This window comes from Candidatus Binatus sp., from assembly GCF_030646925.1.
GTDB lineage: Bacteria > Desulfobacterota > Binatia > Binatales > Binataceae > Binatus.
Genome location: NZ_JAUSKL010000104.1, coordinates 1 through 24928, shown reverse-complemented (window position 1 = coordinate 24928; position 24928 = coordinate 1). Strand labels below are relative to the sequence as shown.

Genomic DNA, 24928 nt, shown 5'->3' with positions numbered 1-24928 from the left:
TTCATTGAGGAGTATGCCCCTCGACTACGCTCCGCTCCGCCTCGGGACTCGCTGCGCTCGCGCCTCGCGAAAGCTCGGCCCAAGATCTGATTGTTCTCGGGAACACTTGCTCCCCGGGAACTGTTTCGAGACACGACTTTCCGCAATCTCCAAACTATTGTCAAACGCGCCGCAATGAAAGGAGCACGCCGCGCCGGATAGTGTCCTAATTTCGGGTTCAGAAACCGCACGCTCACTGCTAGGCACAGTTCTGCTATCATCCGCCGATGCCTCTTTCCTGGAATGAAATCCGTCATCGCGCGATTGCCTTTTCAAAGGAATGGACTGGCGTCACCAGCGAGCGCGCGGAAAAACAAACTTTCTGGAACGAGTTCTTCAAAGTCTTTGGCATGAGCCGTAAGGCACTCGCCAGCTTCGAAGAACCAGTTAAAAACCTCTCCGGGCACTATGGCGCTATTGATCTATTTTGGAAGAGTACTTTGCTCGTCGAGCACAAGAGCGCAGGTCAAGACCTCAGCCGCGCACAGTCCCAGGCCTTCGATTACATTCAGGCGCTGATCAACGAAGGCCGCCAGAAGGAAATTCCTCGTTACGTCATCGTTTCAGATTTTGCCCGCATCGCGTTGCACGATCTCGACCCGGACGATCAGGGCGTCTTGCCGGTAGTCGACAACAGCCGCGTGGCCACTATCGAATTTCCGCTGGATGATTTTCACAAGCACATCCAGGACTTCGCATTCATCCCCGGCTACAAGCAGCACAAATTCGAGGAACAGAATCCGATCAACATTGAAGCGGTCGAAATCTTGGGCCGCCTCCATGACACGCTTGAAGCGGGCGGCTACTCAGGGCATCGACTCGAACGCTTCCTCGTCCGTATCCTCTTTTGCCTCTTTGCCGAAGACACGAGCATTTTCGACCGCGAATCGTTCAACCTGTACCTGCTAAACCGCACTGCGGAAGACGGCTCCGACCTCGGATTGCACTTAGCGCGCCTCTTCGAGGTCTTGAACACACCGCCTGACAAGCGCCAGAAAAATCTCGACGAAGCTCTGGCCGCATTCACCTACGTCAACGGCGAACTCTTTGCTGAAGATCTCGGTTTCGCCGACTTCAACCCCGACATGCGTAACGCCCTGCTGGCCTGCGCCGGCTTCGACTGGTCGCGCATCTCACCAGCTATCTTCGGTTCGTTATTTCAGGCGGTCATGGAGCCGAAGGAACGGCGGCAAATCGGAGGGCATTACACCAGCGAGCGCGACATCCTCAAAGTTATCCGCTCACTTTTCCTCGACGACCTGCGCGCGGAGTTTGACCGCGCCAAAGGCAGCAAGGCCGACCTCAGACGCTTCCACCAAAAACTCGCGGGACTCCGCTTCCTGGACCCGGCATGCGGGTGCGGCAACTTCCTGGTTATCACCTACCGGGAATTGCGTTTGCTGGAGATCGAAATCCTCAAGCTGCTTTACAGTGGGCAGCAGGAACTCGACATCACGACACTCTCACTTGTGGACGTGGACGCGTTCTATGGCATCGAGATCAGCGAGTGGCCGGTGCGCATCGCTGAAGTCGCTATGTGGCTGATGGATCACCAGATGAACCTTCGGCTTTCCCTAGCGTTCGGCCAATACTTCGCGCGGCTCCCGCTAAAAAAGTCTCCTGCGATCCGCTGCGGCAACGCGCTCAGACTAGATTGGAAAGAAATTATTCCGGCAGACAAGTGCAGCTACGTCCTCGGCAACCCCCCGTTTGGCGGAAAGCAATTTGGCAATGCCGAACAGAAAGCTGACATGGAAATTGTTTGCGGCAAGGTCAAAGGCGGTGGCGTGCTCGACTACGTCACAGGTTGGTATTTCAAAGCGGGCGAATATATTCAGAACACTCGGGTCACAGTCGGGTTCGTCTCAACGAACTCAATTAGCCAAGGAGAGCAAGTCGGAATTCTTTGGAATGAACTCTTCAAACGATACCATCTGAAAATTCAGTTCGCTCACCGCACCTTTGCATGGGCGAGCGAAGCACGCGGCAAAGCCAATGTTCACGTCGTCATCATCGGCTTCGGAGCATTCGACACAGAAACTAAACGCATCTACGACTATGACGCCGACACCGGGCAGGCGCATGTAGCTCCCGCGAGAAACATCAGCCCGTATCTCATCGAAGGCAGCGACGTGGTTGTGTTATCGCGTTCAGCGCCCGTCTCTCCGGTTCCCGAAATTGTTTTTGGCAATATGCCTAACGACGGCGGACATCTCTTGCTGACGGATTCCGAAAGAGAAGACCTACTAAAGAAGGAGCCTAGCTCCAAAAAATTCATCCGCCCGTTTCTTGGATCGCAGGAATTCATTAACGGCACGCAACGCTGGTGTCTTTGGTTAGTAGACGCATCTCCGGCGGAACTTCGCGCAATGCCAGAAGTCATGGCGCGAGTTGAAGGTGTGCGCAACCATCGCGAGGCAAGCTCGCGTGAGACGACACGCGAGTTGGCGAAAACACCGACATTGTTTGGTGAGATTCGCCAGCCTAACAACGATTACCTTTTGATTCCTTCCGTTTCGTCAGAGACCCGCCGATACATTCCAATTGGATTCATGCCGAAAACCGTTATCGGCAGCAACCTTGTACTCTTTATTCCCGACGCCACGGTTTACCATTTCGGCGTCCTATCCTCCGCGATGCATATGGCGTGGGTCAAACAAGTTTGCGGACGCTTGGAGTCGCGTTACCGTTACTCGAATAGTCTCGTTTACAACAACTATCCGTGGCCCGAAGCACCCACGGACAAACAGCGTGCGGTTGTAGCGGAATCCGCGCAGGTGGTGCTGGACGCGCGCAAGGAATTTCCTGACGCGACGTTAGCCGACCTTTACGACCCATTGAGGATGCCGCCAGTCCTCGTCAAGGCCCATGCCGAGTTGGACCGAGCCGTTGATCGCTGCTATCGCCCGCAACCTTTCGAGAACGAACGCCAACGCGTCGAACACCTGTTCGCCCTGTACGAAAAAATCACCAGGCCTCTCATTTTCAAACCCAAAAAGCGCCGACGAAAAACGCACTCAAATTAGGACAGCATGCCGCGCCGGAACGCGCGATGCCGCCATCCGGCGCTTTGCGGAGAGCGCGCAACTGGTCTAAGTTTCAGACCACAGGATCGAGACTCTGCCAAAAAGGCTCCGCGTCAACGCATCCAAATTTACAACCGGGATTTTCTGCATAGAAAGGACACCTCAGTGGATTTTAATTTCAGCACCGAAGACGAATCGTTTCGCACCGAAGTTCGCGCGTGGCTCGAGGCCAACAGGAAATTCGCGCCGCCGCCAAGCAATATCATGGCGGATGAAGGCGAGGGCGACTGGGAAGCGCGCGTCAACTGGCACAAGAAACTCAACGAGGGCGGATGGGTCGCGGTCAATTGGCCCAAGGAATACGGCGGACGCGGTGCGACCGTCATGCGGCGTTTGATCTTTCGCGAAGAGCTGAGCCGGCTCGGACTCAACGAGCCGTTCATCGGGATGGGCATCAGCCTGCTCGGCCCGACCCTGATGCATTGGGGCACCGAGGAACAGAAGCGGCATCATATTCCGCGCATCCTCAAGGGCGAGGAAGTATGGTGCCAAGGATACTCGGAGCCGGGCTCCGGCAGTGATTTGGCGTCGGTGCAGACGCGCGCGATCGAGGATGGCGACGATTTCATCGTCAATGGCCAGAAAGTGTGGACCTCGATGGCGCAGCATGCCGACATGATTTTCGCGCTGGTGCGGACCGATCCCGACGCGCCGAAGCATAAGGGAATCAGCTATCTGCTGATCGACATGCACAGTCCCGGAATCACCGTGCGTCCGCTGGTGCAGATGACCGGCGGCAAGGGCTTCAACGAAGTTTTTTTCGAAGACGTGCGGGTGCCGAAGAAAAATATCGTCGGCGAGAAAAATAATGGCTGGCAGGTCGCGATGACCACCCTGATGTTCGAGCGTGGCGGCGGCGGTGGCGAGGGTGCCGTCGGCGAGGTGCAGGAACTCGCGGCGCTTGCGAAGCGGCTGCCGCGCGACGGCGCCAGCGCGTGGGACGATTCGAGCGTGCGGCAGAAGATCGCGGAATTCGCGGCGGAGGCGCAGGCGCTCAGGTACACCGGCTATCGCCAGCTCACGCGCCAGCTCAAGGGGATGCCGCCGGGGCCGGAAGGATCGATGATGAAGCTTTGCGGCACCGAGCTGGGGCTCAAGATTGCGCTGTATGCGATGGAACTGCTCGGACCGTACAGCCAGCTCGAGTTTGGCGCGCCATTCGCGATGGACAAGGGCAAGTGGTCGTTCCGGATGCTCGCGGCGCGCGGGCCGACAATTTACGCCGGCACCAATCAGATCCAGCACAACATCATCGGCGAGCGCGTACTGGGCCTGCCTAAGGGCTGAGCTACTTTCCTCGCGCATACATTCAAGGCGCGAGCGCTGGAGCCGGCCAGATAGCAGTACAATTCCACTCATCTATGCCTGTGGATTGGAAAGAGGCGCAGCAAAAAGCAGCGCGGACCGCCCGATGGGCGGTGACAATGACCAAAGTTCGCATTCGCCGCGTGGTGGCGCGAACTCGGTGGCAACTAGTGACTTTCGTCGGTGGAAGGGGTGGAGAATCGGTCGGCGTGGTGGACCTACTTGCGATTCGTAAAGATCATTCGCCGCCGCACCAGGGAATGAAGCGGGGCGACGCCTTGCATATCGTTTTAATCCAGGTAAAAGGTGGCAGCGCTGCGATGCCGACCGTGGAAGATGGAATCCGTTTACGCGCCGTTGCCAAGCGACATGGCGCAGAGCAATCGCTTCTCGGAGTATGGAAGAAGGGGAAAGCGGTCGAATTCTTCCGGTTGCAACCGAAGGCTTCCGCCGGTGACGATTGGATCGAAATAACCAATCTCGATGAAATCTTCCACTAGGTCGCGAGCAGAATAGTCCAGTAGCGTACATCTCCGAAAATCATTACCGTGCCTTTACTGTGCACGACATTTCGTGGCAAGGTCTGCCAACTTCGCCGCCGAAAAGCGCGCCCGAAAGTTGCTAAGATTAACCGCCACCGCGTACTTCGATTTTCTGCAACATATCCTCGGGAGCTTGCTGACGGTAGCCAGTTTCACCAAGGCCGCCGCTTGATCGTCAAGCGTCCGCGGTCCTATTGCATACACAGGAAGGAGATCAATCAGTGGCAATTCGTGATTTTGCGCAAACGAAAGATGGCCTCAAACTCCGTTACGAGATTCGCGGCAGCGGCGAACCGGTCGCGCTGATCATGGGCTTCAGCGGATCCGGGCGCGGCTGGGGCGAGCCGTTTCTAAAATTGATGGAATCGCGGTTCAAGATTTTTGTGATCGACAATCGCGGCACCGGCGAGAGCGACAAGCCCGACGCGCCGTGGACGATGAACGACATGGCGTCGGATATCGCATGCGTGCTCGATCATGCGAACACGCCGCGCGCGCACATTTTCGGAATCTCGATGGGCGGGATGATCGCGCAGGAATTCGCGCTCACGAATCCCGCACGCACGCGCGGCCTGGTGCTCGGATGCACCAACTGCGGCGCCAGCAAGGGAATCGCGGCGCCGCCCGAAGCGGTCGCGGCGCTGATGCCCACGCCGGGAACTCCGCCCGAAGAGCAGGCCCGCCGAGCCTTCGCGGTCGCATGCGGCAAGGCGTTCCTGAATTCAGCGGCGGGACAGGCGACGCTCGATCGCGAGATCGCAGAGATGGGAAATTATCCGGCGACGCCGATGCATACGTTTGCGCGCCAGGCCGCTGCGATCGGCGGCTTCGATACCTTCGCGCGGCTCACCGAGATCAAGTCGCCGACGCTGATCATTCACGGCGACGACGACGCGATCGTGCCGCATCAAAACGCGGAAATCCTGCACGGCGCGATCGCCGGTTCATCGGTGCACATTCTCAAAGCCGCGGGCCACATGTTCTTCTGGGAGGCGCCGGAAGAGACCGTGCGCGTCGCCGGCGATTTTCTGAATCGAGTGAATTAATCGAGGGAGGATGTCATGGCGACTTACGAAACCGTCATTTACGAGCGGGTCGAGGACAAGATTTTTCGCCTCACGCTCAATCGGCCCGAAAAACTCAACGCACTCTCGCAGAAGCTGCTGCATGAACTCGATCTCGTGATGGACGAGTACGAGACCAACGCCGACGCGAGCGTTTTGATCATTCGCGGCGCCGGCCGCGCGTTTTCCGCCGGCTACGATTTGCAGGGCACGCAGCATCCCGGCTCGACCTTCACCGTTACCAATGACCGGCTCGGCTTGCACAAGACGATCGAGCGATGGCAGCGCCTCTGGTCGATCAACAAACCGACGATCGCGCAAGTGCACGGCTACTGCCTCGCGGGAGGCACCGAATTCGTCGGTCATTGCGATATCGTGTTCGCGAGCGAGGACGCGGTGTTCGGGCATCCGGCGGGTCGCTCGCTCGGAATCCTGCCGACGCTCTCGATGTGGCCGGTGATGATGGGGCCGCGCAAGACCAAGGAATATTTTTTCACCGGCGACTACATGCCAGCGCAGGAAGCGCTCGAGTGGCATCTGATCAATCGCGTCTTCCCCAAGGACAAGCTCGAGGAGGAGACGCTGAACTACGCGCGGCGCGTCGCGATGGTGCCGGCGGAACTGCTGATGCTGCACAAGGCCGCGGTCAATCGCTATCTCGACATCCTGGGGATTCGCGCCGCCGAGCAATCGTCGGCCGATATCGACGTGATCGCGCATCAGACGGACACGGTCAAAAACTGGATGAAAGCCAGCCGCGAGCAGGGTCTGAAGGGCGCGCTGACCGAGCGCGATCGCCCGTTCGCAAAAAAGAAGTAGAGCCACGCAGCGGCGCCGACTCGACGGTCGGCGCCGTTCTCAAATCATCATCACGATTCCGCCCATCACGACGAATGCGCCGCCGATTATCGTCGTGCGCGCGGGCGCTTGATCGAAGATCGCGATCGCGATGATCTGCGAGACCACGAAGAAGACCGCAATGTAAACCCCCATCAGGCGCCCGAAATCGAGCCGGCCCTGGTTCACGATCAGGCCATAGGCCGTAAGCGCGACTGCGCCCGCGACGATCCATCCGCTCGAGCCGTGCAGGCCGAGCCGGATCAAGGCGTCGCCGCCGACTTCGAGAATCGCCGCAGCAATCAGGATCGTCGCGGTAAGAATCACAGAATCTCCTCGGCTGATTATTTCCAGAATGCCGATCGCCGATACGGAATTGCGAAGTTTATACGACTGAAGACCCGCCATGTGTAAAGCAAACGGCTCTTACGTTGATCGCCTAAATCCGCCAAGCTAAAAAGGGCCTCGTACCACGGGAGGATTGGCGCCGATTTCGCCATCGCGACATTTCGATGCACGGGATAACTGATCCAGCGAATATCGCGCAATGGCTCGGCGAGTGGGGCTATCTCGGCATCTTCGTTTGCGTGTTCATCGGCAACCTCGGAATTCCGGTGCCCGAGGAGACCGTGATGCTCGCGGCGGGGTTTCTCTCCGGGCGCGAATTGCTCGATCTGAAGATCGTGTACCTGGTCGTCACGCTGAGCGCGATCACGGGCGACTGCTGCGGATTTCTGATCGGACGCACCGGCGGCCAGCGTGTGCTGATCCGGCTCGCGGATCGATCCGAATTTTTGCGCACGCGCTACGAACGGCTGCAGACGTTTTTTCAAACTCACGGCAACAAGGCCGTCTTCATGGCGCGCTTCGTCACCGGCGCGCGCTTCATGGCGGGCCCGATGGCGGGCGCGTGCGGGATGCCGTTCTTCCGGTTCCTCGGCTGGAACATCCTGGGCGCGATCGTCTGGTGCACGATCGTCGTGACGGTGGGCTACCTGCTGGGCGACGAACTGTACCGCGTCGTGCAGATGACGCATCAGGCCTCGCGCTGGATCGCGGTCGCGATCGTGCTGGTGTCGGTCGGCATCTTTGTTTACTGGTGGAGAGAGCGGCATCAGGCGGTCACGCGGCCCGAACCGTAGGCGCCGCAATCTCGCGGTACTGATGCTCGTGCTGGCGCTCGCGGGATGCCGTCCGCGCTCGCAATTGACGCCGCACTTTTTGCCGGGAATCGTCGCAGGCTCCGAGCACATCTTCCGTAAAGTTAAAATCGCCGTGCCGCCCACGGCGTCGCGCGTCGGCTCGGGCCGGGTCGAAGTCGGCAAGATCTATGCGGTCGATGGCGCCGCCGAGAGTTCGCTGCATATCGTCGATGCCGGCGCGATGTTCACGCTAATGCTGAGGCATGCGCTCGCCGACGCGGGCCTCGCGCCGGTCGCGGTTGATTCTATCGCGCCTGACGGCAAGCCGCCTGCGGGAGCGGATTTTATCCTCTACTCAACGCTCGAGCAGGTCGAGGTCAACAAACGATACGGCGCTGACGAGACCGTCCACGGGCAATACTTCGACATGACCGCGATGGTGGTCGCGAAATTTGAGCTCAGGAATCGCGCCGGGCAGGTGCTCTATTCGGGCGAAGTTACGGGCATCGAGAAGGAACCGCCCGAACCAGTCGGCAACGAGGTTTTCCTGCCGCTCGAAACCGAGCCGGTCGAATCGCTGTCGGTGGCGCTGTCGCGCACGCTCGGCGGTCTGATGCTGGAGCCGAAATTCCGCGCCGCCCTCCCACTCGCGACGCCCGAACCAGCGCAGATCAGGTAGCGCCATCAGATTTAATTCGTATGCACCACGTCTTGCTGGTTGGATTTATTCACACCACGAGACGCATCAATGCCAGCCTGCCGTTAAGAGAACTATCTCGCTGCCCAAGGATCTCGCCGACGAGGTTGAACAGATCGCTCGCGCCGAACGCCGCAGCCTAAGCTCGGTGATTCAGGAAGCGCTGCGAACGGCGCGGAATGAGTGTCTCAAACGCGAATTCAAAGACATTCAGGGCTACTGGAGCCGCAAAGCCCGCGAAAAGGGAATCGTCACCGAGCGCGATCTCAAACGGTACCTTCGCGATTGAAGGTCGTTTTCGGTCTTACGGTTTTCGTTTCTTCGATTCTTCCAGCTGGCGGAGTTCGACGCGGCGGATTTTGCCGCTGACGGTCTTCGGCAGTTCGTCGATGAACTCGATCTCACGCGGATACTTGTAGGGCGCCGTGATACGCTTGCAATGCTCCTGCAGTTCGCGCACCAGGCTGTCGCTGCGCGCGGCGCCCGGCTTCAATCGCACGAATGCCTTCACGATCGAGCCGCGTTCCGCGTCGGGACTCGCGACCACCCCCGATTCCATCACCGCTGGATGCTCGAGCAGCGCGCTCTCCACTTCGAAAGGCCCGATTCGATAGCCCGCCGAAATGATCACGTCGTCGGCGCGGCCGACGAACCACAAGTATCCATCCGCGTCGCGCGTCGCCTGATCGCCGGTCAGATACCAATCGCCGCGAAACACGTTCGCCGTCTCCTCCGCATTTTTCCAGTACTCGCGCATCAGGGATGGCGGCCGTTCCGGCTTGACCCGCACCGCGATCTCGCCGACTTCGTCGAGCGCCGTCTCGTTCAGGTCGTCGCCGATCACGCGGACGTCGTGGCCCGGAAACGGCAGGCCCATCGAGCCGGGCTTGACCGGCATCCCAGGCATGTTGGCGGCGAGAATGATCGATTCGGTCTGGCCGTAGCCGTCGTGAATCGTCAGTCCCAGTTGCTCGCGCCACACTTCGATCACTTCGGGATTCAGCGGTTCGCCGGCGCCGGTGCAATGCCGCAATTTCGGGAACTGATATTGCGCGAGGTCTTCCTTGATCAGCATCCGGTACTCGGTCGGCGGCGCGCAAAAAGTCGTGATGCCATAGCGATGCAACAATTCCAGTTCCTTCTTCGGCTCGAAGCGGCCGTTGTACATAAACGTCGTCACGCCGTTCATCCATGGACCGAAGAGCACGCCGTATGCCGCCTTCGCCCAGCCGGTGTCCGATGTAGTCCAGTGAGTATCGCCCGGTTTCAAATCGAGCCAGTTACTACCGGTGAAGCGATGACTGTAGGTATAGGAATGAGTATGCAGAACCGCTTTCGGTTCCCTAGTAGTACCCGAAGTGTAGTAGCAAATCGCAGGTTCAGAGGATTGAGTATTCGCGGGTTTGAAGACCGGCGACGTTTGGCTCATCGCCTCGTGCAGACCGGTCCATCCGGAGCGCGTGCTGCCCGCGACGATGAAATGCCGGAGTGTGTGACACTGCTTGCGCAGATCCGAAATCATCGGGACGCTTTCGGGGCCCGCGATGATTGCGCGCGCGCCGGAATGGTTCGCGCGATACACCAGGTCCTTCTCGCGCAGCATCGAGGTGCACGGAATCACGAGAAGTCCGAGCTTGAGCGCGCCGACATACGCCGCCTGCCACATCGTGACGCGCGGCAATACCAGCAGGATCGGGTCGCCGCGCTTGAGGTCGAGGCTCGCGAGCACGTTGGCGATTCGATTCGACTGCAGCGAGATATCGGCGAACGTGAGCCGCGCGCGGCGGCGGTCCTGATCCTCCCACAGGATTGCAACGCGGTTGGGATCCTCGGCGAATTTATCGATCACGCTGCCGAAGTTGAAAATCTCGGGCATGTCCCATCGGAAGTTGCTATACGTCCGCCGATAATTTTCGAGCGAGTCAGTAGTCATTTGATTAGTCAATCAATTAGTCAGTTACGATTCGAGTCAGGCGCGGCCGTTGGCGCGCGCGGGGCGTTCGGCGGGCGCCTGCGACCGTTTGGCGGCCGCCTTGATATACTTCACGGTGACCGGCGACAGGTCGTTGCGCTCGACGCGCACGTCGATGATCGCAAACGTCCTGCTCCGATGCGCCGCTTCGAGCGCCTCGCGCAGTTGGTCTGCGGTGCCGGCTTCGAAACCCTCGCCGCCCCAGTCACGCGCGAGTTGCGCATACGGCCACGGCGGAATTTCGAGCAGCTCGCGGCGTTCGACGATCGGCCGGAAGATACCCCAGCCGCCGTTGTTGATTACCAGCACGATTGGATTTGCGCCTTTGGCCGGCGCGTGCGAAATCTCCGGTCCCGTCATCTGGAATCCGCCGTCGCCGCATAGCACCAGCGGCCGCTGTCCGGCGCCGATCTGCGCACCGAGCGCGGCCGGCACCGCGAATCCCATCGACGCGTAGAAGCCCTGCGCGAGGTATGCGCCGTTATTCGGCACCCGAATGTCGAGTCCGCCGAACAGCATGTCGCCCGATTCCGCCACGACAATATACTCGCGTTTCGCCGCCAGAAATTCGTTCACCGTCGCGAGAATCTGGCTGACCTTCACCGCCTTGCCGTTGCGCGCCGCCGTCTCGCGCAGATTGTCCGCGTACACGACCTTCTCATGATGATCGCGCAGTTTCTCTTTGCGCAGCGCGTGCACGAAATCCCGCACCGCGACGTCGGTGTAGGTGTGATACTTCACATCGACCTTGCGATCGACCGCCCACACCGTCCGCTCCTGGATCACGCGCGGCGGACGGTTGCCGAAATTCATGTCCGTCTTGAGGCATCCGAGGTTGAGCACGAAGTCAGCTTCATCCATGCGCGCGACAATCGACGGCGGGCTGATCGGTCCGACGTGCACGCCCATGTACAGCGGATGGTCCATCGGGAAGGCGCCCTTGCCGAGCACCGTCGCGAACACCGGCGCGCCCATATGCTCCGCCAGTTCGACCAGTTCGCGGGCGGCCTTGTAGCGATGGATTTCGATCCCGGCGATTACAACCGGCTTTTTCGATTGATTGAACATCGCGGCCGTCTCGTGCGCCGCTTCCTCGACGTTGCGCGCGTCCGATTCCTGGAACTGCAAGCGCCCGTCCCATTCGATCAGTTCGTCGGGCACCTCGATCTGCCGATCGACCATGTCGCGATGAATCTCGATGTACCCCGGCCGCTGCTCGGCCCAGATCGCGCACACCACGCGATGCAGTTCGCGAGCCGCGATCGCCGGATCGGTGAGCACGGCCGACGCGCAGGTGACTTCCTTGTAGATGCGATGCTGCGATTCGATCTCGCGCGCCTGATGATGTATCAGCGTGCCGAGCTTGCGCTCCTCTTCGCCGGGACCGCCGGAGAAAATCAAAATCGGCACGCGTTCCGAAAATGAACCGGCGACCGGATTCACCATGTTGTGGCCGCCCGCGCCGTAAGTGACGCACACGACTCCGATCCTTCCGGTTGCGCGCGCATAACCGTCCGCCGCGAAACCGACCCCCGGTTCGTGCGACAGCGTGATCATCTCGAGTCCGTGGCGCTGGCCCAGCGCAAAAAACAGCTTGAGCGCGAGGTCGCCGGGAATTCCGAAGACGTGTTGCACCCCGATTTTGCGCAGATAGGCGACCATGAAATCGCCCATCGTCATTTGCTTCTTCACGCGCTCGAACCTCCAGCCGCTTGATTCATTGTACCAAAAACACCGCGCGACCAATCCTGATCAGCTTGGCAACTTGGGCGCGGCGCTGTGCTACTGTATGCTCTCAGGTCGAAGCCTTATGTTCCGATCATTGCTGCGCATGCAACTTTTCAACCCGGTCCAGATGGGCCGGCTGGTTATGTTCCTGCCGCAATTTATCCGCGTGTTCTGGCGTCTCTACCACGACGCGCGCGTCTCGATGCTGGCGAAAAGCGTCCCCCTGATCGCGTTGCTGCTGATGCTGACGCCGCCGGCGATCGAACTTGACCTGATTCCCATCGTCGGCGAGCTCGATTGGCTGCTGGTCGGATACGCCGCGCTCAAGGTTTTCATCTGGCTATGCCCGCCCAACGTCGTTCGCGAGCACGTCGCGCAGATCTCGCGTGGCGCGTCGGGTGGCGCGTAAAGCACCCAGGCTGATGCGACCACGAGTAATCCTGTTCGGGCTGGCCGCGATTGTTATCGTCGGCCTCGGGCTGCTGAGCATCGTCGATCAACTGCTGGTTGATTACCTATGGTACGGACGACTCGAACTGGGCGGCGTATTCAACACGACCGTCGGTTCCGAGATCGCCATTTTCCTGATCGTCTGGATGGTTGCATTCGCCGCGATTTTTTCGAGCGGACTCGTCGCCACCCAGATGAGCCGCGATCGCGAGCGCCTGCGCGTGGTGCGCCGCCCCGACGAGATAGTCGAGGTGAATCTGCCCGAGCTGGTGCGCGCGCTGGGCGAGCGCATGCCATGGCGCACGATCGTTGCGGGCGTGGCGGCGGTGCTCGCGATTTTTGTCGCGCAGGGCGAGGCCGCGGGCTGGGATACGTACCTGAAGGCGGTTTACGGCGTGCCATTCGGAATCGCCGAGCATGCCTTTGGCTACGACGTCGGCTTTTACGTCTTCTCGTTGCCGCTGCTCGAGGAACTGCGCGATCTGTGGATGGTGATTCTGTTTCTGTCGGCGGCGATGGCGGCGGCCGTCTATTGGATTCGCGGCGCGCTGGATTTCAGCGAATCGCCGCCGCGCATCGCGCCGGCCGCGGGCGTGCACGCGCTGGTGCTGCTCGGCATCTTCTTTATGCAGCGCGCGCTCGGCTACTGGCTCGCGCGCTTCAACCTGCTGCTGCATACCAACGGCGTGGTGTTCGGCTTCCGCTACGTCGATCAAATCCTCTGGCGGCCCGGCCTGTGGTTGATGGTCGCGTTATGCCTGGCCGCCGCCGCGATCTGCCTCGTCAACGCGCGCGACCGCAGCCTGAGGACGCCGGTGATGGCGTTCGTGATCGTGTTCGGACCGGCGCTGATTCTGAATTTTCTCCAACCCGTGATCGAGCGGCTCTGGGTAAAGCCGGACGAACTCCGGATCGAGCGGCCGTATCTCGAACAGAATATCGCGATGACCCGCCACGCCTACGCGCTCGATACGGTGGACGTGAAGCCGTTCGGCGGACAGGGCAGGCTGACGCCGGCCGCGCTGGAGGCGGATGCTCCGACCGTCCGCAACATCCGGCTGTGGGATCCGCGTCCACTGATCGACACCTATCGCCAGTTGCAGGAAATCCGCACCTACTACAATTTTTTCGACGTCGATATCGACCGCTACTGGATCGACGGCAAGTACACCGAAGTGATGCTCTCGCCGCGCGAAATGAACCTCGACGCGCTCGCCGGCAACGCCCAGACCTGGGTCAATCAGCATCTGAAGTTCACCCACGGCACCGGCCTCGCGATGAGTCCCGTCAATCGCAAGGATTCCGAGGGGATGCCGATTTTCTACGTGAAGGATATCCCGGCGATCTCGGAGGCCGGCTTCAAGGTGACGCAGCCCGCGATTTATTTCGGCGAAGCGCCGGACAATTACGCGATCGTCAATGCGGCGACGCCGGAATTCGACTACCCCAAAGGCGCCGACAACGTCTTTTCCTTCTACTCGGGTTCGGGCGGTGTGCCGGTGAGCGGCCTCTGGCGCCGCCTGCTGTTCAGCATCTATTTCCGCGACATCAACTTGCTGGTCACCGAGAATATCGTGGACAAGAGCAAGATTATGATCCGGCGCAACATCCTGAACCGCATCCAGTACATCGCGCCGTTCCTGAGTATCGATAGCGATCCGTACGCCGTGATCCACGACGGACGGCTGGTGTGGATCGTCGATTGTTACACCGCGAGCGATCACTATCCCTACTCGCAGCGCAACGTCGATCAACTGAACTACATCCGCAATTCGGTGAAGGTGATCGTCGATGCTTACACTGGCGCGACCGACTTTTACGTCGCCGATCCCGCCGATCCGATCGTTCGCACGTGGCAGAATGTCTTCCCAAAAATGTTCAAGCCGATGTCGGCGATGCCGGCCGATCTGCACGCGCACATCCGCTACCCGGAACAGTTTTTTCTCATCCAGGCCGGCATCTACAGCACCTATCACATGACCGATCCGCAGGTCTTTTATAACCGCGAAGATTTGTGGGGCGTACCGCGTGAAAACTATGCCGGGCAGACGGTGCAGATGCAGCCGTACTACGTCGTGATGCGCCTGCCGGGCGAGGCGCGCGAGGAGTACATGCTGATGCTGCCGATGGTGCCGGCCGGGCGCGACAACATGATCGCGTGGCTGGCGGCGCGCTGCGACGGCGCCGATTATGGGCATCTGTTCGAATATTCGTTCTCGAAGGACAAGCTGTTTTACGGTCCGTACCAGATCCAGGCGCGCATCAACCAGAATCCGGAAATCTCCCGCCAACTCTCGCTCTGGAATCAGATGGGCTCGAAGGTGCTGCTCGGGAATCTGCTCGTGATCCCGATCCAGGATTCCCTGCTCTACGTCGAGCCGCTGTACATCAGGGCGGAGAACGGCCAGTTGCCCGAGTTGCAGCGCGTGATCGCGGCGTGGAGCGATCGCGTGGTGATGGCTGATACGCTGGATCTGACGATGGCGGCATTGTTCGCGAATCCACCGTCGGCAGCGCCGGTTATCGCCAGCGCGATCGCTACCCAGCCGGGGCCGCAAGCTGCTACAAAAACACCGCTCGCGCCCGATTCGACGCTGGAGAACGCCGCGCAGCACTATAATCGCGCGCTTTCGGCACTGCGCGCCGGCGACTGGTCGGAATTCGGAATCGAGATGAAGAAGCTCGGCGATCAGCTTTCGCCGGCGGGCGACGCGGCGCATCCATAGGGCATCGGATCGTTTTGCCTTCGGGGGGAAGGTATGGCCGACTCAACAACTTCGCGAGATATAGGGCGTCAGGCTGACGCGCCGACACACTCGCCCGCCGGATCGATCGCGGCGATCGCGGCGCTGGGCAGTCGTGCCGTCGGCGCCGAACGATGCGCACTCGCGTGGAGTGCCGCCGGAAGGAGTCAGGTAATCTGGCTGCCCGATCGCGACTCGCGCTGGGACGGAGCGATCGTCACGATCCTCGCGGCGCTCGATAATCGCGTGAGCGATGCGCAAGCTGCCGAGCGCGATCTTGGCCGCGAGCCGGCGCCGTCCGCGCCGGCCGCGATCTCGCTGTCCGCGCGGGAGTTGGCGGCGCTCAGCGCGGGCATCAAGCCGTTTCAGGCGGGCGTCCAGTTTGCGGCGTCGGCCTTGCGCGACGGCAACAACTCGGTGCGAATCGTGCTGGTGGCGCCGCACGATCGCTCGCGCAAAGAACTCGACGCGATGCTGGAATTGATGAATGCCGCGGCGCTCGCGCAGATCGAAAACGCAGCGGGTTCGGCGACGCTCGATTTCTGGCGGGCGCACGCGTCGAAGAGTGCAGCCGCGGCGCACGAAGCAGAGAACACTCTGCAACGCGAGCGTGAGCAATCCCGCCGGCTTGATTCCGCCGTTGCGTCGGCCAATCAACTCTCGCCGCATGAACGCTTTGCTGGTATCGGCGCGCTGGTTGCCGATTTCGCCGGCTATGGCCAATGGCTGTTGGCGATGCTTCAGGACGGCGCCCTGAAGATCGCCGCCGCGTCGAGTCCGATCGATGTGCTCGATTCCGCCAACTCCGCCGGCGCTCTTTCCAGATGCTGGCGGACTCGCGAAGTCGTGCAATCAAACGATGATCCGATTCCAGGCCAATGCATTGGTATCCCGTTCGAGACGGGCGCGCTCGCGTTGGCGTCAGATCGGGGCGAGGTCGGCGCCCGCGAACGCGCCGAGACCATGATCGCGCGGCTCGCCCCGATCCTGAAATGCTGGACGCTCGAAGACGAGAGTTCGCGGCGCCGCGCGCTGGTCGATCGACTCGCACTCAGGATGTACGCCGCGGTTGACGAGGAACGCGCGCGGATCGCCCGCGACTTGCACGACGATCAGGCCCAGTTGCTCACCGCGGCCAAGATCGCGCTCACCGGCAGGCCCGAAGAAGCGCGCTTGATTCTCAAAGAGATCGAGGAGGAGTTGCGGCGCAGACGACGCGAACTGCGGCCCGCGATTCTCGGCGATGCGACGCTCGAGGAAGCGCTGCAGCGCGAATTCAAGCCGCTGCGCGACGCCGGAATCGACGCGAAGCTCGGCAGTCTCGATACCGCCGCGATCTGCCGTTCCACTCAACAGTTGTGTTTTCGGATCGCACGCGAAGCCCTCTCCAACGTGAGCAGGCACGCGCGCGCGACCGCCGTCGAAATATCGATCTGCTACCAGCCCGCAAGCCGTTCTGCGCGGCTTTCGATCGCCGACAACGGCACTGGAATCGACCTGGCCCGGATGCACGACGGACTCGGCCTCACCGGTCTGCGCGAGCGGCTTGAGCTGGTCGGCGGCAGCCTGTCGATCGAATCGAAACCGACCGGAACCACGATCATCGCCGAGATCCCGGAACTCTCGCAAAGCCCCGCGGCCGATTGAAGATGCAATCCAGCGAGCGCATCCGAGTTCTGCTCGCCGACGACCATCGAATTCTCCGCGAAGCGCTGCGAAGCGTGCTCTCAGCCGAATGCGACGTCGTTGCGGAGGCCTCGAGCGGCGAGCAAGCGGTCCAACTCGTCGCGCAACTCAAGCCGCACGTTGCGGTGGTCGATATCTCGATGCCCGGCATTGGCGGCCTTGCCGCGGCGCGCCAGATTCGCCGCAGGTCGCCCGCGTGCAAGGTCCTCGTGCTCAGCCAGTATGAGGATGAAGAGTACGTGCTCGAGGCTTTCGGCGAGGCCCACGTCGCGGGGTACCTCGTCAAGACCGACGCCGCGTCCGCGCTGCTCGACGCCGTCCGCGCGGTGCATGCCGGCCGCCGCTACATCAGTCCGTCGATCGCCCCCGTCGTATTGAACCGCGTGAATTTTGCCACTTCCAAGCTCTCGACCGCGCCCGCTACCGATCACCTGACGCGCCGCGAAAGCGAAGTGCTGAAGCTGATCGCGGAGGGCGCCACCGCCAAGGAAGTCGCGAGCCGCCTCGGCCTCAGCCCCAAGACTGCGCAGGCGCATCGCGAAAATATCAAGCGCAAACTCGCGCTCCGCACGACTGCCGCGATGGTGATGTATGCGATCAAACACAAGCTCGTGCGGCTCGATTGATGTGCGATTCTTAGCTCCGATGCATCCCGTCTGAACGCCCGTCCTGAACGATTGTTCTGAAGTCTTTTCGGCCAGCAGCCGCTGTGCTAGTAGTCGCCTCAGGCATCCACCGGGAGACAATTCTATGAATCGCAAAGGCGTTCACCACATCGGACTTGCCACTCTCGATATCGATCGAACCATCGAGTTCTACACCAACAAGCTCGGTTTCGAGATTGGATGGTGCGACATCCTCGAGCCCGAGGCGGGCGGCAAGATCAAGCACGTTTTTTTCGATACCGGCGACGGCACTTTCATGGCCTTCATGAGCCCCGAGAAAGTCCCCGGCATCCCCGAAGAATGGTCGACCGACATCAACAGCGCGCAGGGATTGCCAGGCGCGTTCTATCACTTCGCACTTTATTGCGAAGACATCGAAGCACTCGACGCCAAGCGCGCGGAGTTGATCGGGCGCGGCGTTGACGTGACGCCGGTGGTCGATCACGAATGGTGCCGCTCGATTTATTTCCGCGATCCCAACGGCCTGCTCCTCGAATATTGCGCAACCGTGCGCAAGTTCGACGCGGCGGACAAGGAAATGAAGCATCACGATCAGCCGGGCGTGATGGTCGCGGATCCCGAGGAGCGAAAGAAGGTATTCAAAATGCTGATGGGTCCGCCGCCGGCCAAGGCCGGGGCAACGGGCCGCACGCCGGTCTGATCGCGCATCTCACCTGACTGAAGCTTCAATTGCGGCTGGACCGGTGTCCGGCCGCTTTTCTTTTGCCGCCGCCGGATGTCATTCTGCGGCTGAGCTACATTCATCAGCGAGGAAATTGACTATGGCAGAAATCGGGCTTTTCGAAGCGATGTACTCGGCGCGCTCTCTTAGAAAATTCAAACCGGATCCCGTCCCTGACGAGGTTATCGGCAAGATTCTCGACGCCGCGATTCGTGCGCCCTCGGGCAGCAACGAGCAAGGCTGGGAATTCATGGTCGTCAAGGATGCCGCGCAGCGCAAAAAAATCGGCGAAGTTTACCGCAAGGGCGGCGACGTGCTGAAGGCGCTCTACACCGATCGCGTCAAGCCGCCGCACATGAGCCAGGAAACTTACGACAAGCTGATGGCGTCCGCGATGTACCTGATCGATCACATGGCCGACGCACCGGTGCTGCTGATCGCATGCCTGAAGCAGTTGCCGCCGTCAGGTCCGCCGCCGAAGTTGCCGCCCGAGGCCGCGTCCGCGATGAAAAATCTCGCGCGCATGACCGGCTCCAGCATCTACCCCGCCGTGCAGAACATCATCCTCGCCTGCCGCGCGCTCGGCCTCGGCACCGTGCTCACAACCATTCACATGTTCTACGAGGACGAACTGAAGGCGATTCTCGGGATGCCGCCCGAAGTGCAGACCTTCGCGCTGATGCCGATCGGATATCCGCAAGGCAAGTTCGGACCGATCAAGCGCCGCCCGGCCAGCGAAGTCGCGTACCTCGATCACTACGGCAATCACTGGAAGGCCTAAGCAGCGCCTTTGGTCGTGCTCGATGCTGACGCGTTACTGAAAAAGAGCGCCCGGAGCGATTCGGGCGCTTTTCATTTCACTCGCGACGCGCTCGCTCATCGTTTTTCGTTGCGCAAATCCTCGATCACTTTGCCCGCCAGCAGCCTTACCTGATCGTGCTGCGACGTGAGTGACGCGAGCATCGCCGGATCCTGCTTGCCGCCGAGGCGATATGCGTCGGCGGCGTGCACGAAACGCTCGTACGCATTCAGCATTTTGATCAAATCCCGATGCGATTCGCGTGATACTTCGCGCGGCGTCGATGACGAAAATGCGCTCGCCTTGTTGAATGAATAGTAGAACTCGCCCATCTCCTCCGACGAGATGGGCCGGCCATCGAGCCGGAAATCGCGGCGGCAGTAATCGAGCAGCTTGTCCGACATGTCCGACAGCAGCGCGACGTTGGCCGTCACCGTGCGGTTGTAATCCGACGAGTAGCACGACGCCGTGAGCGTCGCCGCGGCGATCGCGAATAAGAACACGGGCCAGCACACGCCGGCCCGTAAATTCGTTTTCAGTAAAATGTGATCTGCCTAACCCAGGTTCTTTTTGAAGAAGGCAATTGTCTTGCTCCACGCCTCTTTGGAATGCACGGGATGAAATGACGGCCGATCGTCGCACATGAAGCCGTGATCCGCATCCGGGTAGAGCACGACGTCCGCCGTCTTGCCGGCCTTGCGCAGCGCATCGCGGAACTCGTCCACCTCGCTCAGCGGAATGAACGCATCCTTGCCGCCGAAAAATGCCAGCACCGGCGCCACGAGCCCCTCGACGTAATCGATCGGCGCCTTCGCATCCGGTTGCCGCGATTTCACCATCCCGCCGCCATAGTATGGCGCAGTCGCCTTCACGTCGGAATTGCGGCACGCAGCCAGAAAAGCGACCATGCCGCCCATGCAGAATCCCACGGTGCCGAACGCTGGCTTAACTTCCTTCAGCGTTTTCAGATATTCGATCGATGCGGTCATATCGGCCGCGAGTCCATCGCCATTGACCGCGCCCATCAGGCGGAACGCGCCCGGCAGATCGTTGTAGCTGACGACATTGTTGGGCTGGCGAAAATAAAGGTTGGGCGCGATCGCAACGAATCCTTCCGACGCGAACTTGTCCGTGATGCGGCGAATCTGATCGTTGAGGCCGAAGGCCTCCATCACCACTACCAGCGCCGGATAGGGCCCGCCCGACGCGGGCTTCGCGAGATGAGCGGGCATCGTGGCGCTGCCGTTCGGTATCAAAACTTCGCTCGAAACGACTTCCATAAACGTTACCTCCTGCGCAGGCGATCCATCGATCCTTGTCGCATACAAACCACGTATCGCTCAAGCCGCAATCGCTTTTCGATCATCTCGCGCACGCCGGCGACCCGCCGCTCCTACGACCTTGCTGTGCACCTATGTGTTGAACGGTATTGGCTTCTGTCATTCTGTTGCGAAAGATCGCGCAGCCGACGAATCCCGAGTCTTTCCTGTACCTCGCCCACTTGGTTGCGGGAGAGGTCGCCGAAACGCGTCAGCGATGAGGCGGGTGAGGGTGCAGGCTGCGCAGCCTCACTCCGATGATTCCGCTTCGAGACAATGCCGCACCGCGCCGATTCACACCCGTAAACGTCACTTTGATCGTCGTCAATCTCGCGATCTTCTTGTATGAGGTTTCGCTAGGACCGCGCGCGATCGCGTTTGTCTCGAAGTTCGCGATGATCCCCGCCGACGTCGCCGCCGCGCTTTCGATGCATCCTGCTGCGATTGCCAATTCAATGTCGCCGCGCACCGCCTACGATTCGATCGCGCCGCTCGCGACGATCGTCACCGCGATGTTTCTCCACGGCAGCATCTGGCACGTGCTCGGCAACTGCCTCTACCTCTTCATCTTCGGCGCGGCGGTCGAGTCGCGGATGCACTCGACCCGCTATTTGCTTTTCTATCTGGCTTGCGGAATTTCCGCCGCGCTCGCGACCGTCTGGATCGCGCCCGCCTCCGACGTGCCGATGCTCGGTGCGAGCGGCGCAATCGCCGGCGTGCTCGGCAGTTACTTCATCCTCTATCCGCGCGGACGCATCCTCACCGTGCTGCCGCTGATCGTGACCAGCTACGTCATCGAAATTCCCGCCGTCATCTACTTGCTCTTCTGGTTCGGCGTGCAGCTTTACTCGGGCCTCGCCGAGGGCGCGCAGGCGGCGCTGGTCGGCGGCGTGGCGTGGTGGGCGCACGTCGGCGGCTTCCTGTTCGGGATGGCGATCGCGCCGATGCTCGCTGAACGCCCGTCGACGCCGCGCCGCCGCGCCCGCCGTTAGTTCATCGTTCTGTGGATATGGTGACAACCGTTGGCGCGCGCTCATGATTATTGTTGTGCAAGGTCCTCTGAGCCTGAATAATTCAGCAATCGGAAATTCAAAGTGCGCGCGGTTGCAGAGGTGGTGGTCAGGTGGCGGTTTCGTCCGACGATATTTTAAAGCGCGTTCCCCCGCAGAATCTCGAAGCTGAACAGTCGGTCCTCGGCGCAATCCTGCTCGAGAATGAGGCGGTCAATCACGCGCTCGAAATCCTGACTGCCGACGATTTCTATCGCGAAAGTCATCGCGCGATTTTCCGCGCGATGGTCGAGCTCACCGATCACATTCAGCCCGTCGATGCGATCACGCTGACCGACGCGCTCCGCACCAAGGGCGCGCTCGAGAACATCGGCGGTCCCGCTTACATCGCGGAGCTGGCGTCGATCGTGCCGACCGCCGCGAACGTCGCGCACTACGCGCGCATCGTGCGCGAGAAAGCGGTGCTGCGCAGCCTCGCCTCGATCGCGACCGACATCGCAAGCAACGCTTACGAAGCGCCGGGCGACGTCGATGGCTTCCTCGACGAAGCCGAGCATCGAATCTTCGAAATTTCCGAGCGCCGGATTAAGCCGTCGTTCCACACGATGCCCGAACTCACGCGCGAGTCGCTCAAGATCCTCGAGCGGCTGTTCGAGAACCGCGAGATGATCACCGGCGTGCCGAGCGGCTTCATCGATCTCGACCGCATCACCGCCGGTTTCCAGCCGTCGGACCTGGTGATCATCGCGGCGCGTCCCAGCATGGGCAAAACCGCGCTCGCACTCAACATTGCGGCCTACGCCGCGTTGGATGCTGACCCGCCGGTGGGCGTCGCGTTTTTTTCGCTCGAAATGTCGAAGGAACAGCTCGTGCTCCGGATGCTTTGTGCGGAGGCGCGCGTCGATAGCGCGCGTGCGCGGCAGGGATTCCTCAGCGAGCGCGATTTTCCGAAGCTCGCGCAGGCGGCGGCGCGGCTCTCGGAATCGAAAATCTTCATCGACGATTCATCGGACACGACCGCGATCACGCTTAAAGCAAAATGCCGCCGCTTGAAGCGCGAGCAAGTAAGCAATCTCGGGCTGATCGTCGTGGACTATCTGCAACTGATGCGCTCGGCGCGGCCGGGGGAGTCGCGCGAAAAGGAAATCGCGGAAATTTCGCGCTCGCTCAAGGCGCTCGCCAAGGAACTCAAAGTGCCCGTGATCGCGCTCTCGCAGTTGAACCGCCAGGTCGAGTCGCGCGAGAACCGCCGCCCGATGCTCGCCGATCTCCGCGAGTCCGGCGCGCTCGAGCAGGACGCCGACGTGATCGCGTTCATCTATCGCGAGGAGATGTACAAGGGCAAGGAAAGCAAGGAGCCGGGCGTCGCCGAAGTGATCATCGCCAAGCAGCGCAACGGCCCGACTGACACCGCGAAGCTGACCTACATCAGCCAGTACACGCGCTTCGAAAATCACACGCCCGAAGTCGGCGTCTTCGAAGACACCGGCGTTTAGCGGGCGTTGGAAATTATTTTTTCAACGCTCTCCTAGAAAATATCGAGTTCGTCCTCCATCGGCTCTTCGCGCGTCATCGGATGCGTCGATTTGACGACCAGCGTCTGCTTGCCGTCGGCGGACTTGTCCACCGTGAAATCCTGGCGCGTGAACTGATCGATCGCGAACGGCAAACCCTCCGAGCTCGGAAATGACGGCGCGTCGCAGACCTGGAAATGCAGATGCGGCTCCGATGAATTGCCGGTGTTGCCAAGCCGCGCGATCACGTCGCCCGCGTGCACCGTGTCGCCAACTTTGACCTTCAGCGTGCCCGGCCGCAGATGCGCGTATGCCGCGAAATGCCCGCCGCCCAAATCCTGGATAATGTGATTGCCCGCGAGCGTATCGTAGGTGATCTGCACCGCGATTTTCCCCGAATTCGGCACGTTCTCCGGCACGCCGTCCTTCACCTCGACGATCTTGCCGTCCGCCACCGCGTGAATCTCCTGGTCCCACGCGTGATAGCTGCTGTTCTTGTCCTTATCGCCGCTGAACGTGTTGTTGTCGTCGCCAAGCTGCACCCAGTCGATCGCGTAGCGCTGTCCGATCTTCGGCAATCCGTTGATCGGTAGAATCGCGCGGCGATGCACCGAATTGTTCGACGGTCCATTCACCGCGGACCAGTTTTTTCCGCGCAGCGGCGACTGAATCACGATCGGCGCCGCCGGATTTATCTTGATCGACGGCGCGTGAATCGTCCCGGAGCCGCTATGCTCGCCGTGACTCTCCATTTTGATCGCCGTCTCGAACGATTCAGGAATTCCTTGATCCGGTACGAAATCCGGAAAGATAAAAAACACGCCGGTCTGTCCCGGGCTGACTTCCGGCGCTTCGGCTTTCGCGCCGCCGAGCGGCATATACATCGACGCGAGCTTTTTGCCCGCGTCGGTTTCGAGCTTGACGTCCTTGCCGCCCGCCTTGGCCGTCACGTCGATCTGCTCGATCTTGATCGGCGTCGTGCCGAAATTCGTGACGTAGATCTCATACGCCGAATGCTTGTGCCCCGCGCCGTCGAGAATCGCCGCCTCGCCCGGCTGCGGAATCGTCGTCAGATGCATGTAGAGCGGATCGTTGACCGGCGTATCTTCCGCGAACGTGGATATTGCGCATCCAAGCGCGATCGCGATCGCCACCGCCAGCACCTGCAATGTCTTCATGATCAAATACCCTGTCTATTGATTGTCATTCTGAGCCGAAGGCTGCGCAGGCGAAGAATCCGCATCTTTTACCTCGCCCGCTTTGTTGCGGGAGAGGTCGCCGAAGTCGCGGCACGCACGCGAAGCCGACTTCGGGCCGAAGGGCCGAATCGCTCCAGGATAAAGAGGCGGGTGAGGGTGCAGAGCGCTCGCGACATCAATGGCTTCAGCTCGACGATTTGCTTTCATCGGATGGCGGCAAATCGGCGGAATCCGAATTTTCCTCTACTGCGTGCTCGTCCGACGGCGCGGCTTGCTTCTCGGGCACAACCGCATCCGGTTCGATCGCGTCCTCGGGATGAGTCTCGACGCTTTCGATCGGCCCGATGTTCGCCTGCTCGACCGCGCGCTCGATTTCGCGAAATTCCGAAAGGTCCGGCAGCCCTTCGAGGTCCTTGAGTCCGAACAACTCGAGAAATTCGTCGGTGGT

At 60.6% G+C, this 24928-nt stretch carries 22 protein-coding genes and 1 pseudogene; 16 read left to right on the top strand and 7 right to left on the bottom strand.

Annotated features, from left to right (window positions below):
- Window positions 1-266 precede the first annotated feature (266 nt).
- The 5 genes from Q7S58_RS18120 to Q7S58_RS18100 all read left to right on the top strand — a co-directional run bounded on the left by Q7S58_RS18120 (window position 267) and on the right by Q7S58_RS18100 (window position 6855).
- Window positions 267-3065: a DNA methyltransferase gene (locus tag Q7S58_RS18120; protein ID WP_304829211.1), complete on the top strand. Its 2799-nt coding sequence runs from the start codon at window positions 267-269 to the stop codon at window positions 3063-3065.
- A gap of 165 nt (window positions 3066-3230) precedes the next feature.
- Entirely contained in the window at window positions 3231-4412 is a 1182-nt protein-coding gene (locus Q7S58_RS18115) for an acyl-CoA dehydrogenase (protein WP_304829208.1), read from the top strand.
- 137 nt (window positions 4413-4549) lie between these two features.
- On the top strand, window positions 4550-4930 hold the full coding sequence (locus Q7S58_RS18110; protein WP_304829206.1) for a hypothetical protein: 381 nt from the start codon (window positions 4550-4552) through the stop codon (window positions 4928-4930).
- Window positions 4931-5193: 263 nt separating this feature from the next.
- Window positions 5194-6018, top strand: a complete 825-nt coding sequence (locus tag Q7S58_RS18105) for an alpha/beta fold hydrolase (RefSeq protein WP_304829203.1) — start codon at window positions 5194-5196, stop codon at window positions 6016-6018.
- Window positions 6019-6033: 15 nt separating this feature from the next.
- Entirely contained in the window at window positions 6034-6855 is an 822-nt protein-coding gene (locus tag Q7S58_RS18100; RefSeq protein WP_304829201.1) for an enoyl-CoA hydratase-related protein, read from the top strand.
- A 39-nt stretch (window positions 6856-6894) separates the two neighbouring features.
- Here Q7S58_RS18100 and Q7S58_RS18095 read toward each other — a convergent pair whose 3' ends face one another.
- Window positions 6895-7200: a hypothetical protein gene (locus Q7S58_RS18095; protein ID WP_304829199.1), complete on the bottom strand. Its 306-nt coding sequence runs from the start codon at window positions 7198-7200 to the stop codon at window positions 6895-6897.
- Window positions 7201-7385: 185 nt separating this feature from the next.
- Here Q7S58_RS18095 and Q7S58_RS18090 point away from each other — a divergent pair, with 185 nt between their 5' ends.
- From Q7S58_RS18090 to Q7S58_RS22310, 3 genes are read left to right on the top strand one after another with little or no spacing between them, the layout of a single operon-like run.
- The gene (locus Q7S58_RS18090) at window positions 7386-8015 is read left to right on the top strand and encodes a DedA family protein (RefSeq protein WP_304829196.1); all 630 of its coding nucleotides are present in this window, start codon (window positions 7386-7388) and stop codon (window positions 8013-8015) included.
- 22 nt (window positions 8016-8037) lie between these two features.
- Window positions 8038-8694 carry a hypothetical protein gene (locus Q7S58_RS18085; RefSeq protein WP_304829193.1) on the top strand — a complete coding sequence of 219 codons (657 nt, stop codon included), beginning with the start codon at window positions 8038-8040 and terminating at the stop codon, window positions 8692-8694.
- A gap of 4 nt (window positions 8695-8698) precedes the next feature.
- Entirely contained in the window at window positions 8699-9001 is a 303-nt protein-coding gene (locus tag Q7S58_RS22310) for a ribbon-helix-helix protein, CopG family (RefSeq protein ID WP_370655541.1), read from the top strand.
- Window positions 9002-9016: 15 nt separating this feature from the next.
- Here the strand turns inward: Q7S58_RS22310 and Q7S58_RS18080 are convergent, their stop codons facing one another.
- Both Q7S58_RS18080 and Q7S58_RS18075 read right to left on the bottom strand, forming a co-directional pair.
- Window positions 9017-10645, bottom strand: coding sequence for an acyl-CoA synthetase (locus Q7S58_RS18080; protein WP_304829190.1), 1629 nt, complete (start codon window positions 10643-10645; stop codon window positions 9017-9019).
- Between the two features lie 36 nt (window positions 10646-10681).
- Window positions 10682-12376 carry a thiamine pyrophosphate-binding protein gene (locus Q7S58_RS18075; RefSeq protein ID WP_304829188.1) on the bottom strand — a complete coding sequence of 565 codons (1695 nt, stop codon included), beginning with the start codon at window positions 12374-12376 and terminating at the stop codon, window positions 10682-10684.
- A 139-nt stretch (window positions 12377-12515) separates the two neighbouring features.
- Here Q7S58_RS18075 and Q7S58_RS18070 point away from each other — a divergent pair, with 139 nt between their 5' ends.
- The 6 genes from Q7S58_RS18070 (at window position 12516) to Q7S58_RS18045 (ending at window position 19420) form a co-directional block, all read left to right on the top strand.
- Complete coding sequence (locus Q7S58_RS18070) at window positions 12516-12821, top strand: hypothetical protein (protein ID WP_304829186.1); 306 nt, start codon at window positions 12516-12518, stop codon at window positions 12819-12821.
- A gap of 13 nt (window positions 12822-12834) precedes the next feature.
- Window positions 12835-15588 carry a UPF0182 family protein gene (locus Q7S58_RS18065; protein ID WP_304829184.1) on the top strand — a complete coding sequence of 918 codons (2754 nt, stop codon included), beginning with the start codon at window positions 12835-12837 and terminating at the stop codon, window positions 15586-15588.
- A 33-nt stretch (window positions 15589-15621) separates the two neighbouring features.
- A complete protein-coding gene (locus Q7S58_RS18060) occupies window positions 15622-17253 on the top strand; it encodes a sensor histidine kinase (RefSeq protein ID WP_304829181.1) in 1632 nt (543 codons plus the stop codon).
- Between the two features lie 2 nt (window positions 17254-17255).
- Window positions 17256-17918: a response regulator transcription factor gene (locus Q7S58_RS18055; protein WP_304829178.1), complete on the top strand. Its 663-nt coding sequence runs from the start codon at window positions 17256-17258 to the stop codon at window positions 17916-17918.
- A 124-nt stretch (window positions 17919-18042) separates the two neighbouring features.
- A complete protein-coding gene (locus Q7S58_RS18050) occupies window positions 18043-18618 on the top strand; it encodes a VOC family protein (protein WP_304829175.1) in 576 nt (191 codons plus the stop codon).
- A 121-nt stretch (window positions 18619-18739) separates the two neighbouring features.
- A complete protein-coding gene (locus Q7S58_RS18045; RefSeq protein WP_304829171.1) occupies window positions 18740-19420 on the top strand; it encodes a nitroreductase family protein in 681 nt (226 codons plus the stop codon).
- A gap of 95 nt (window positions 19421-19515) precedes the next feature.
- Here Q7S58_RS18045 and Q7S58_RS18040 read toward each other — a convergent pair whose 3' ends face one another.
- Both Q7S58_RS18040 and Q7S58_RS18035 read right to left on the bottom strand, forming a co-directional pair.
- Window positions 19516-19941, bottom strand: a complete 426-nt coding sequence (locus tag Q7S58_RS18040; RefSeq protein ID WP_304829168.1) for a hypothetical protein — start codon at window positions 19939-19941, stop codon at window positions 19516-19518.
- Window positions 19942-19992: 51 nt separating this feature from the next.
- A complete protein-coding gene (locus Q7S58_RS18035; protein WP_304829165.1) occupies window positions 19993-20718 on the bottom strand; it encodes a dienelactone hydrolase family protein in 726 nt (241 codons plus the stop codon).
- 296 nt (window positions 20719-21014) lie between these two features.
- Between Q7S58_RS18035 and Q7S58_RS18030 the strand changes: the two genes are divergently transcribed.
- Together Q7S58_RS18030 and dnaB are read left to right on the top strand one after the other, a co-directional pair.
- The gene (locus Q7S58_RS18030) at window positions 21015-21749 is read left to right on the top strand and encodes a rhomboid family intramembrane serine protease (protein ID WP_304829163.1); all 735 of its coding nucleotides are present in this window, start codon (window positions 21015-21017) and stop codon (window positions 21747-21749) included.
- 131 nt (window positions 21750-21880) lie between these two features.
- Window positions 21881-23263: a replicative DNA helicase gene (gene dnaB / locus Q7S58_RS18025; protein ID WP_304829161.1), complete on the top strand. Its 1383-nt coding sequence runs from the start codon at window positions 21881-21883 to the stop codon at window positions 23261-23263.
- A 32-nt stretch (window positions 23264-23295) separates the two neighbouring features.
- Here dnaB and Q7S58_RS18020 read toward each other — a convergent pair whose 3' ends face one another.
- Together Q7S58_RS18020 and Q7S58_RS18015 are read right to left on the bottom strand one after the other, a co-directional pair.
- Entirely contained in the window at window positions 23296-24459 is a 1164-nt protein-coding gene (locus Q7S58_RS18020) for a M23 family metallopeptidase (protein WP_304829160.1), read from the bottom strand.
- Window positions 24460-24664: 205 nt separating this feature from the next.
- A pseudogene (locus Q7S58_RS18015) lies at window positions 24665-24928 on the bottom strand (hypothetical protein); the annotation flags it as partial.

Bases quoted from the DNA above. Each gene is read 5' to 3' on its own strand.
- Q7S58_RS18120 (WP_304829211.1), top strand. From the start codon at position 267: ATGCCTCTTTCCTGGAATGAAATCCGTCATCGCGCGATTGCCTTTTCA.
- Q7S58_RS18110 (WP_304829206.1), top strand. From the start codon at position 4,550: ATGACCAAAGTTCGCATTCGCCGCGTGGTGGCGCGAACTCGGTGGCAA.
- Q7S58_RS18100 (WP_304829201.1), top strand. From the start codon at position 6,034: ATGGCGACTTACGAAACCGTCATTTACGAGCGGGTCGAGGACAAGATT.
- Q7S58_RS18090 (WP_304829196.1), top strand. From the start codon at position 7,386: ATGCACGGGATAACTGATCCAGCGAATATCGCGCAATGGCTCGGCGAG.
- Q7S58_RS18085 (WP_304829193.1), top strand. From the start codon at position 8,038: ATGCTCGTGCTGGCGCTCGCGGGATGCCGTCCGCGCTCGCAATTGACG.
- Q7S58_RS18080 (WP_304829190.1), bottom strand. From the start codon at position 10,645: ATGACTACTGACTCGCTCGAAAATTATCGGCGGACGTATAGCAACTTC.
- Q7S58_RS18070 (WP_304829186.1), top strand. From the start codon at position 12,516: ATGCAACTTTTCAACCCGGTCCAGATGGGCCGGCTGGTTATGTTCCTG.
- Q7S58_RS18065 (WP_304829184.1), top strand. From the start codon at position 12,835: ATGCGACCACGAGTAATCCTGTTCGGGCTGGCCGCGATTGTTATCGTC.
- Q7S58_RS18060 (WP_304829181.1), top strand. From the start codon at position 15,622: ATGGCCGACTCAACAACTTCGCGAGATATAGGGCGTCAGGCTGACGCG.
- Q7S58_RS18055 (WP_304829178.1), top strand. From the start codon at position 17,256: ATGCAATCCAGCGAGCGCATCCGAGTTCTGCTCGCCGACGACCATCGA.
- Q7S58_RS18050 (WP_304829175.1), top strand. From the start codon at position 18,043: ATGAATCGCAAAGGCGTTCACCACATCGGACTTGCCACTCTCGATATC.
- Q7S58_RS18045 (WP_304829171.1), top strand. From the start codon at position 18,740: ATGGCAGAAATCGGGCTTTTCGAAGCGATGTACTCGGCGCGCTCTCTT.
- Q7S58_RS18035 (WP_304829165.1), bottom strand. From the start codon at position 20,718: ATGGAAGTCGTTTCGAGCGAAGTTTTGATACCGAACGGCAGCGCCACG.
- Q7S58_RS18030 (WP_304829163.1), top strand. From the start codon at position 21,015: ATGATTCCGCTTCGAGACAATGCCGCACCGCGCCGATTCACACCCGTA.
- Q7S58_RS18020 (WP_304829160.1), bottom strand. From the start codon at position 24,459: ATGAAGACATTGCAGGTGCTGGCGGTGGCGATCGCGATCGCGCTTGGA.